The 10,090-nt window shown below is 67.9% G+C and carries 10 protein-coding genes; 7 read left to right on the forward strand and 3 right to left on the reverse strand.

What is annotated here, in order from left to right:
* From LBC97_15415 to LBC97_15425, 3 genes are all read right to left on the reverse strand, one after another.
* On the reverse strand, nucleotides 1-954 hold a 954-nt coding region (locus tag LBC97_15415; protein ID MDR2567415.1), incomplete at its 3' end, for an inorganic phosphate transporter.
* Nucleotides 955-960: 6 nt separating this feature from the next.
* On the reverse strand, nucleotides 961-1,581 hold the full coding sequence (locus tag LBC97_15420) for a DUF47 family protein (protein MDR2567416.1): 621 nt from the start codon (nucleotides 1,579-1,581) through the stop codon (nucleotides 961-963).
* 430 nt (nucleotides 1,582-2,011) lie between these two features.
* On the reverse strand, nucleotides 2,012-2,824 hold the full coding sequence (locus tag LBC97_15425) for a response regulator transcription factor (GenBank protein ID MDR2567417.1): 813 nt from the start codon (nucleotides 2,822-2,824) through the stop codon (nucleotides 2,012-2,014).
* A gap of 69 nt (nucleotides 2,825-2,893) precedes the next feature.
* On the opposite strand from LBC97_15425, the gene LBC97_15430 reads away from it, so the two are divergent.
* From LBC97_15430 to LBC97_15460, 7 genes are all read left to right on the forward strand, one after another.
* Nucleotides 2,894-3,658, forward strand: coding sequence for a hypothetical protein (locus tag LBC97_15430; GenBank protein MDR2567418.1), 765 nt, complete (start codon nucleotides 2,894-2,896; stop codon nucleotides 3,656-3,658).
* Nucleotides 3,659-3,818: 160 nt separating this feature from the next.
* Nucleotides 3,819-4,427 (forward strand): FABP family protein, encoded by a 609-nt coding sequence (locus tag LBC97_15435; GenBank protein ID MDR2567419.1) that lies wholly within the window; start codon nucleotides 3,819-3,821, stop codon nucleotides 4,425-4,427.
* A gap of 6 nt (nucleotides 4,428-4,433) precedes the next feature.
* Nucleotides 4,434-5,756 carry a hypothetical protein gene (locus LBC97_15440; GenBank protein MDR2567420.1) on the forward strand — a complete coding sequence of 441 codons (1,323 nt, stop codon included), beginning with the start codon at nucleotides 4,434-4,436 and terminating at the stop codon, nucleotides 5,754-5,756.
* Nucleotides 5,757-5,765: 9 nt separating this feature from the next.
* A complete protein-coding gene (locus tag LBC97_15445; GenBank protein MDR2567421.1) occupies nucleotides 5,766-6,122 on the forward strand; it encodes a DUF2516 family protein in 357 nt (118 codons plus the stop codon).
* 13 nt (nucleotides 6,123-6,135) lie between these two features.
* On the forward strand, nucleotides 6,136-6,561 hold the full coding sequence (gene dtd, locus LBC97_15450) for a D-tyrosyl-tRNA(Tyr) deacylase (protein MDR2567422.1): 426 nt from the start codon (nucleotides 6,136-6,138) through the stop codon (nucleotides 6,559-6,561).
* A gap of 323 nt (nucleotides 6,562-6,884) precedes the next feature.
* The gene (locus LBC97_15455) at nucleotides 6,885-7,334 is read left to right on the forward strand and encodes a hypothetical protein (GenBank protein MDR2567423.1); all 450 of its coding nucleotides are present in this window, start codon (nucleotides 6,885-6,887) and stop codon (nucleotides 7,332-7,334) included.
* A gap of 342 nt (nucleotides 7,335-7,676) precedes the next feature.
* Nucleotides 7,677-10,090 (forward strand): ATP-dependent Clp protease ATP-binding subunit (locus LBC97_15460; protein MDR2567424.1); only part of this gene is annotated, 2,414 nt, incomplete at its 3' end.

Here is a 10,090-nt window from a genome sequence, read left to right on the forward strand (position 1 = left end):
GACCACGATGTTCTTCGCCACTCCCCAGCGCACCGCGGACAGCGACCGGGTGGCGCCCACGCCCATGATCGCGCTGGTGATGGTGTGGGTGGTGGAGATGGGCGCGTGGATGGGCGTGAACGCCGCCAGATAGAGGACCAGCGCGCCGGTGGCCTCCGCCACGAAGCCCCGGGCCGGGTCCAATTGGATGACGCGGCGGCCCAGGGTCCGCATGATCCGCCAGCCGCCGGAGTAGGTGCCGGCGGAGATGGCGCACGCGGCGAGCGCCTTGATCCAGAACGGGATGCCGTCGCCGGGCTTGTTCCAGCCGACCGCGAGAGAGGCCATGAAGATCACGCCCATCGTCTTTTGGGCGTCCTGGAGCCCGTGGCCCAGCGCCAACGCGGCGGAGGAGCCGATCTGCCCCACCCTGAACCGGCGGAGCGTCCGGTGCGGCGGCGAGTTCCGGAACAGCCACAGCACGCCCACCATCCCGAAGAACGCCAGCGTGAAGCCTATGGCGGGCGATGCGATCATGGGCAGGATCACCTTTTCGATGATCTTGGACCACTGGACCTCGACATCGTTCCAGTTCATCATGATGGCGCCCAGGCCGGCCCCGGCCAGGCCGCCGATCAGCGCGTGGGAGGAGGAGGAGGGCAGGCCGAACCACCAGGTCACCAGGTTCCAGGCGATCGCCCCCAACAGCCCCGCCAGGACAATCGAGAGCTGCTCGTGCTGGTCCAGGCCCTCCAGGTTGACGATCTGCGTGGCGATGGTCTCCGCGACCGCGGTCCCCAGCAGCGCGCCCACCAGGTTCATCACGGCCGCCATGGTGAGGGCCGCCCGGGGCGGCAGCGCTCTGGTGGAGACGGCGGTGGCGATGGCGTTGGCCGCGTCGTGGAACCCGTTGGTGAAGTCGAAGGCCAGCGCGATCGCCATGACGGTGACGGCCAGGATGATCTCCGGGGTCATGGGGGCTCAGGACTCTTTCAGGGCGATTGTCTCGACCGTGTTGGCCACTTTCTCGAAGGCGTCCGCGGCGTGCTCCAGCGCCTCGATCAGCTCCTTCAGCTTCATGACGTGGATCGCGTCCGTCTCAGATTCGAACAGGTCCGCCAGCAGCGCCCGGTACGCCCGGTCGGCTTGGTTCTCCAGCCGGTTGATCTCCACCCAGTAATCGGCCAGCCCGTCGAGGGACCGCAGGCGCGGCATGGCCTCCGCGGTCTCCGCCGCGGCGCGGCGCAGCAGGGCGATCTGCTTGCCGGTCTTCTTGGGCAGCCGGTCTATCCGGTACAAGACGATGAGGTCCGCCGCCTCCTCCATGTAGTCCATGCAATCGTCCAAGGCGGAGGACAGGTCGTAGATATCGTCCCTGTCGAACGGCGTCACGAACGTGGAGTTCAGCTTCTTGATGATGGCGTGGGCCGAGACGTCGGCGTTGTGCTCTATCTCCCGCAGCTGGGCGGCCAGGTCCACCCGCTCGTCGAAGTCTGCCCCGACCATCTGCTCCAACACGTCCGCGCCGTCCACCAGGAGCCGCGCTTGCACGGCCAGCATGGCGAAAAACGACTCGTCTTTGGGTGTCAACCTGAACCGCACAGGCTCTCCTAAGCCTAGACATCAATAACCGGCCACAGACAAGCGTAGGCGATCCGGGGGCGCGCCCAGACCGGCCGCCGCCGGGGGTTTTGTTGGTCGGTTGGGCCGCGGAGCGCCAGTCGGCGCGAAGGCCGCTCGCAGCGGCAAATGTTGGAGCCCGGGGCATGCGCGGCCCGGCCGTCGTCCAGAGTAGCGCCTTTCCCGCAGGCCGGCCGCCACGGCGGCGGCAGTCCCGTTTCCACCTGGTCCACATCCTGTGGCACGTCGCCGCACTTCCCCGCCCCCTGGCCCGTGGGGAGCAGTGAATACGCGGGCAGGCCGCCCCGAGTGCGACCTCCAAGCCCTTCGTGATCCACCAGCGGATCACGATCGTGGTTTCGGTTGCACCTTGAGGGGCACCAGCCCCTCTGCCTGGGCGGCCAGGCCCGGTTCAGACGTCGAGCCGGCTGGGGATGGCCGTGTCCTCGTCGATCAGCACCTCGGCGACGACCAGCGCGGGGTCCACGACGGCTGCGGCCAAAGGCGGCCAGTCGGCCTCGGCGACCCTGGTTTTCGCGGAATGGTGGCGCTCCTTCGGGGCGTCGAAGCGGTAGCCCACGTTGCGAACGGTGCCAATGAGCTGGTCGTTTTCCGGCCCAAGCTTCGCCCGCAGCCGCCTGACGTGCACGTCCACAGTCCTGGTGCCGCCGTAGTAGTCGTAGCCCCAGACTTCTTGAAGGAGCTGCGTTCGGGTGAAGACACGGCCGGGGTGCGCGGCCAGGTAGCGCAGCAACTCGAACTCCTTGTAGGTGAGGTCGAGGCTCCGGCCGTGCAGTTTGGCGGTGTAGGCGACCGGGTTGATGACAAGGTTGCCTTGTGAGATGGCCTCGTCGGGTTGGCCGGCGCCTACCATGACGGGAGTGGCCAGGGCCAGGCGGATGCGGGCCTCGACCTCTCCGGGCGAGGCGCTGGCCAGGACGAAGTCGCGGGCGCCCCATTCCGCGCTGAGCGCGGTCAGGCCGCCCTCGGTGACAATCAGCAGAAGGGGGGCCGCCAAACCGGCGACTTGAAGCAGCCGCGACGTGGCCCGTGCCGACTGAAGGTCCTTGCGGGCGTCCAACGCGACCAACTCGGCGTTTGGCAGATCCACCAGCGAGGAAGGATCGAATCCCATGGTCCTGACCCGGTGGGGAAGGAACTCAAGGGCCGGAAGAACGGACCCGGGCGCGCCCGGAGCCACAGTCAAGAGCAGGATCTCTGCCATCGACGAGCTCCTTTGTAGTGTTGTCTGTGGCTATCGCTTCGCGACTAATCTAACTTCAGGGAGAGCTTAGTGGAACGTTTTGTCCGCCTGTTGGTCACTTCGGCGGTCGGCCTTGTGCCGGCCGGTGGTCTGGCCATCGCTTCAGCGCCCGGCTCCTCGCGGGTCTGGACGGTGGCGGCGGTGTCTTTGGCGACCGCGTTGCTGGTCGCGGGCTGGCCCGCCCTGACCCAGTTGCCTGAACCCCATTCTGCCCGCCTGACCTTGGCTTTTACCGGCGCGGTGGCGGTTGTGCTGGCCACGCTCAGGCCTGGCGACGCCTCGGCCGTGTTGGTTGCTATCGCCCTCGGCTTCCCTGCGGTGTTCGTCCGGGAACTGACCCGGCCAGCGCCCAGACCCGATTTGGTCCGCTCAGTCGCGGCCACAACGTGCGGCGTCATGGGCGTGGCAGCCATGGGGTTGTGGGTTACCACCAGCCAGATGGCCCAGTTTTTGGATCTTGCGGTCCTCGCCGGTGTGGGGATCGCGGCCGCTTGCCTCGGTTTGGGGCTCAGCCGCTGGCTGCCGGACCGGCCTTGGCGGACCGAGGCCGGTGCCCTGGCGGGGGTTGTTCTCGCGGCCGCCGCTGGCGCCGGCGCGTCCTTCTTGGTGGTGACTCACTGGTGGGCGGGCGCCGCCTTGGCCGCGGCCTGCGCCATCGCACCGGCGGCCGTCTGGCTGGTCGCCGAACCGCTCGGGATCACGCGGGGCGGTCCGCGCTGGCGCGACGCGGCCCTGGTCACCATCCCTTTGGCGGTGGCGGCCGTCCCGGTTTGGGCGGCGGCCCTGATCCGCTGACCTCGAACCGCCCCGAGCCAGATTCCATTGCGGCCGGGCGGCTGACGCCAGCCGAACTCAGGCCGCAACCCACCCCTTGGCGCGCTCGGCGGCGCGCGAGCCTGCCGGCCGCGATTTGGGCGGCCCGGTTCCGGCGGGTAGCGTCCCAGGTGTGGCAGTCATGTTTGAGGATCAACTGGTCCCGGAGGTCTACCCACTCGCGTGGCTGGTCGGCTCTTGGCGGGGCGAAGGGTCGATTGGCTACGGCCCGGTCAAACCAGGCCGCATTCGCCAGGAGGTCGACTTCGACGCCGCAGACGGCCCGTACCTGTCCTACCGCGCCCGCACTTGGCTGCTCCCCGGCGGGGATTCCGAAGCCGACAGCGCCCGCACTGGAAGCGGCGGGGAATCCCGCAAAGGCCGAGCCGCTGGCACCACCCCAGCCGATCCTGACGTTCAGCCGCACGAGGACACGACCCTCTGGCATGAGGAGGCCGGATTCTGGCGTGTCACACCCGGCCAGACGCAAGCCGACCCGCCGTTCGAGATCGAGGTGCTGATCTCCGATTCGGCCGGCTACCAGAGCCTCTACCTGGGACAAGTGAACGGCCCGCGCGTCGATCTGGCCACCGACGCGGTCATCCGCACCGCCTCGGCGCCGGAGGTGAACGCCGCCACCCGCCTCTACGGCCTGGTCAACGGCGATTTGCTGTGGGCGTGGGACATCGCCGGCTTCGGGCATCCGCTGGGTTCCTACATGGCCGCCCAACTCCGCCGGCGCCCGGCCTAGGTCGCCATGGGTCGTCACGATTTGGCCGCTCAGCGGGCCTTCGACGCCAGGGAGAGGGTCTACGCCTTGCCCGATGCCGTCCGCGTGGTTCACCTGGCCGGCCCAGATTCGCTCCGCCTCCTGAGCGCCCTGACCACTCTGCCGCCTTCCGCCGGACTCCCGCCCGGCGGCGCCGAGGCCCTGGCGTTGGACGCCAACGGCCACATCATGTTCGGTTTCGCCGTTTGGGAGGAGCCTGACGGCGAGACGACCAGGCTGACCCTGGTGACCGACGGCTCCGCGGACGCCCTGGCGGACTTGATCAACTCGCGTCGCTTCCGCCTGCGGGCGGAGGCCGCCTCCCGGCCAGACCTGAAGACGCTGGTCACGCCCGCAGCCGCGCCGGGCGTGAATGACCGATCCTTCGCCGACCCATGGCCGGGCCCAGCCGGTGCGCCGGAGCGAGGTTCGGGCAACGGACCGGGGCGAAGTCCGGGCAGCGGGCCGGACCAGTCCTCCAACGTGGGGCGGGCCTGGCCTCGGTACGCGGTTGACTCACCGCATCCGGGTGGGCGCTGGAAGGGCCTGGCGGTCTATGTTTACGACCCGTCCCAGGCCAGCCCGTTGCCGATCAGGCTTGAGGACCTGGGCTACCGCCGAATCGACGCGGGCAACCTGGAACCGTTGCGGATCGCCGCCTGGAGGCCGTTGGCCAGCCGCGAGGCTGCCGATGGCAAGACCCTGCCGCACGAACTGGACTGGCTGCGCAGCGCGGTTCCGCTGAATTCGGGATGCTATCCGGGCCAGGAGACGGTGGCCAAGATCATCAATGTGGGCAAGCCGCCCCGGCGCCTGGTGTTCTTGCACCTGGACGGATCGGACGCGGCCTGGCCTGATCGCGGAGCGGCCGTGTACGCCTTCGCCCAGGACGGCCCAGGCGCCGGTCCGGCCGCGCCCGCAGGCGCGCAGCCAGTCGGCCGGCCACAGCCGGCCAGGGCCGCCAACGCCAACCCGGAAGCTCCGCCTGCCCTCGCCGTGTGGCCCCAATCAGATCCCTCAGGCAATGGCGCGGCCGACCATTCCCGGCCCGCAGGCGAGCCGCCGCCCAGCCCCCAATTGGTCGGCCGGGTCACGTCCGTGGGTGTTCACCACGAATTGGGGCCGATCGCGCTGGCTTTGGTCAAGCGGTCCCTGCCGGAGAACGCGCGGCTCGCGGTGGCGGCGCCCGGCGCTCCGGGTGGCCTCGTCGCGGCTGGTCAGACGCCTGTTGTGCCCAGATCCGGCGAATCGGACGCTCGCCCAGCCAGACGGGCCGCGCCCGCCAAGCTTTCGTTGCGCCGACGCGGCTAACCTGGATTCATGTCGTTCGCGTTCGTGATAACGCCTGTGGCCATCCTGTTCGGGCTGCTCGGCCTGGCGGCTTTCGTCGTGGAAGTCGTGGCTTTTGGGTTCGCGGTGAAGGCTCCCGCTGGTGCCTACATCGCGGCGGGCAAGATGTCCAAGGGCGCTTGGGTGGCCATCACCGCCTTCGCCATGGCCATCGGCTTCGTGGGAGTCCCGCTTCCCTACGGCGGGACGTATTACCGCTTTGGGGGGCCGCTGTCTATAGCCGCCCTTGTCGCGGCGCTTGTGTTCATGATCAGTGTTCGCCCCGCTTTGAAGCCGTACGGCGGTCCCTCCGGCCGGGGCGGTCCCGGCCGTCCTGGCGGTTGGTGAAGGAGGCGGGCACATGCGAGCGGTCATTCAACGGGCAGTTGACGGCCGCTGCGAGGTGGCCGGCCACCAGGTCGGCGGCTTCACCGGCGAGGGCCTGGTGGTCCTGGTGGGCGTCACCCATGACGACGGCGAGGAGCAAGCGCTGAAGCTTGCCCGCAAGATCGCCGAGTTGAAGCTCTTGCGCGACCAGCGCTCCGTCACGGAGGCCGCCGCGCCAGTGCTGCTGATCAGCCAATTCACGCTCTACGCGGACACCAAGAAAGGCCGCAAACCGTCCTGGTCAAAGGCCGCTCCCGGCTCGCAGGCCGAGCCACTGGTGGAACGGGTTGCCGTGGCCCTGGAAGAACGCGGACTGGTGGTCGCCCGCGGCGTCTTCGGCGCGGACATGCAAGTGACGCTGACCAACGACGGCCCAGTCACCCTGATAATCGACACCTGACCCCCTCTGCGGGCGAGTCTTCAACCCACCGCACAACGGCCTTGGTTAGCCGAGCCAAGCTGACGGCTCGCTCGCGTGCCCCCACGCCCCGGCGAGTCGCAGAAGGATAAAAGTGGCTAAAAGAGGATAAAAGTGGCTAAAAGCCGCTTCGGCGCTCTGCTTTAGGCGGAGCCGGAAACGGTCTCGCCCGGAACCGCCGCCGAGGGGGAGAGCGGGGCCTCGCCGATTGTCTGCTCGGCGCAGACCCGTGACGGGTTGGCGGCCCGTACTTTCGTGGACAAGTCGGCCGAAGCAGGCCGAACCGGGCCAGAAAGGAGCCGAAAATGAAGGGAAAGCGCTGGTCATCTTTGTTGGCGGGGGGACTGGGCGTGGGGCTCGCCCTGAGCTTGGCCGCCTGCGGGGACGCCGCCGCAAAAGAACTAACGGGCCAATGGCTGTACTACGGCGCGGACGACAAACTCCGAATCTTGCCGCTGCCGGACTACGAGCCCAGCGAAGAGGACAAGGCGGTCGCGGTCGGCATCGTGCTCCTGAAAGACGGCACCGCGGGATTCGCGATGTACGTGGGGTTTGGCGGGCAGGAGTCGGGTGGCGTCTTCACCGGCCACTCCGATCCGCCGCAGACTTGGGCGACCGACGGCGAGACACTCACCATCACCGACAGCGACGGCAGTCTGAACCCCCTGTCGGGCCGGTACACGGTGGAAGGCGGGATCCTGACCATCGACTTGGCGGACGGTTCGGCGCTGGAGCTCCGGAAGCCGGACTCCTGAGGCGGCGAACCGCCGGCCTCGACGGGCATGGCCGACTCAGGCGACCCCGTTGACGGCTCGCGCGGGCGGAGCCGTCGGCGGGTCGGGGGATGGGAAGGAGCGGCCCGCGACGAACACGGAGGGGGCGCGGGAATTACTCTGGCCGGGCAGGTGTTTGAAGGGTCGGATGCGACTCACGCCGTTGCTAGACGGACGCCGCGCCTTTGGACAGGTGAATAGCTCTGCGCCTTGGGCGAACACGGTTACCTCGGCGCGCAGTTGCTAGCTAGAGTCGATTGAGTGGGCTAAGTCTTTGCCGCGGAAGCCGCCGTTGCCAGACCCGGCCCCGACAGAAGGAGCACTATGTTTGAGCGCTTTACCGACCGTGCACGTCGGGTGATTGTGCTGGCCCAAGAAGAGGCCAGGCTGCTCAACCACAATTACCTGGGCACGGAGCACATTCTGCTCGGCCTGATCCACGAGGGCGAAGGCGTGGCCGCCAAAGCCCTCGAGGCGATCGGGATGACCCTGGAGAGTGTGCGCAGCCAGGTGCAAGAGATCATTGGCGAGGGACAGCAGTCGCCAAGCGGCAGCCATATTCCCTTCACGCCCAGGGCCAAGCGAGTCCTGGAGCTGACGCTGCGCGAAGCCTTGCAACTGGGGCACAACTACATTGGCACCGAACACATCCTGCTGGGTTTGATCCGCGAGGGCGAGGGCGTGGCCGCGCGCGTGCTGGTCAAACTGGGCGCCGACCTGGGCCGCCTGCGCCAGCAGGTGATCGAGATGCTGCAGGTCTACCAGGGCAAGGAGCAGATGGCGGGGACGGCCCCGGAGGCCTCGACCCCGGCCGGCAGCGCCGTGCTGGACCAGTTCGGGCTGAACCTGACCCAGGCCGCCCGCGAAGGCAAGCTCGACCCGGTGATCGGCCGCTCGAAGGAAATCGAGCGCGTGATGCAGGTCCTTAGCCGCCGGACCAAGAACAACCCGGTGCTGATCGGCGAGCCGGGCGTGGGCAAGACCGCGATCGTGGAGGGCCTGGCCCAAGACATTGTTCGCGGCGACGTCCCCGAAACCCTCAAGGACAAGCAGCTTTACACCCTCGACCTGGGGTCGCTGGTGGCCGGTTCGCGCTACCGCGGCGACTTCGAGGAGCGGTTGAAGAAGGTTCTGAAGGAGATCCGCACCCGCGGCGACATCATCTTGTTCATTGACGAGATCCACACGCTGGTGGGCGCCGGCGCCGCAGAAGGCGCGATCGACGCCGCGTCGATCTTGAAGCCCATGCTGGCGCGCGGCGAACTGCAGACCGTGGGCGCCACCACCCTGGACGAATACCGCAAGTACGTGGAAAAGGACCCGGCGCTGGAGCGCCGTTTCCAGCCGATCCAGGTGCAGCAGCCGTCGGTGGCGCACACCATCGACATCCTGCGCGGTTTGCGCGACCGTTACGAGTCGCACCATCGCGTGTCGATCACCGATTCGGCGCTGGTGGCGGCCGCGCAGTTGGCCGACCGCTACGTCAACGACCGGTTCCTCCCCGACAAGGCCATCGACCTGATCGACGAGGCCGGCGCCCGGCTCAGGATCCGCCGCATGACGGCCCCGCCGGAACTGCGGGAGATGGACGACCAGATTGCCGAGACAAGGCGCGAGAAGGAAATCGCGATCGACAACCAGGATTTCGAGAAAGCGGCGTCGTTGCGGGATGACGAGCGCAAGCTCACCGAGGCCCGCGCCGAACGCGAAAAGGCCTGGCGCGCAGGCGACCTGGACACGGTGGCGGAAGTGGACGAGGAACTGATCGCCGAGGTCTTGGCCATGTCCACCGGCATCCCGGTGATCAAGCTGACCGAGGAGGAGTCCAGCCGCCTGCTGCGGATGGAAGACGAGTTGCACAAGCGCGTGATCGGCCAAGACGAGGCGATCAAGGCGTTGTCTCAGGCGATCCGCCGCACCCGCGCCGGGCTGAAAGACCCGAAGCGCCCAGGCGGCTCGTTCATCTTCGCCGGGCCGACCGGGGTCGGCAAGACCGAACTGGCCAAGGCTCTGGCGGAGTTCCTGTTCGGCGATGAGGACGCGCTGATCCAACTCGACATGTCGGAGTTCGCGGAGCGGCACACCGTGTCCCGGTTGTTCGGCTCGCCTCCCGGCTACGTGGGCTATGAAGAGGGCGGGCAGTTGACCGAGAAGGTGCGGCGCAAGCCGTTCTCGGTGGTGCTGTTCGACGAGGTCGAAAAAGCCCATGCGGACATCTTCAACTCGCTCCTCCAAATCCTGGAGGAAGGCAAGCTGACGGACGCCCAAGGGCGCACGGTGGACTTCAAGAACACCGTCATCATCATGACCACGAACCTCGGCACCAAGGACATCGCCAAGGGCGTCATGACCGGCTTCCAGGCCGGCGGCAACCTGTCGAACGACTACGAGCGGATGAAGAACAAGGTCCAGGACGAGCTCAAGCAGCACTTCCGGCCGGAGTTCCTGAACCGTGTGGACGACACGATTGTGTTCCCGCAGTTGACCCAGGCCCAGATCGAGCTGATCGTCGATCTGATGATGGCCCAACTGGACAAGCGCCTGGTCAACCAGGGCATGTCGATCACGCTCACAGAGGCGGCCCGCAAGCTGCTGGCCGAACGCGGTTACGACCCGGTCCTGGGGGCACGGCCGTTGCGCCGCGCCATCCAGCGCGAGATCGAGGACGTGCTGAGCGAGAAGATCCTCTTCGGCGAGATCCGCCGAGGCGAGCGGGTCGAGGTCGACGCCACCGGCGA

It is taken from the genome of Bifidobacteriaceae bacterium (genome assembly GCA_031281585.1).
Lineage (GTDB): Bacteria > Actinomycetota > Actinomycetes > Actinomycetales > WQXJ01 > JAIRTF01.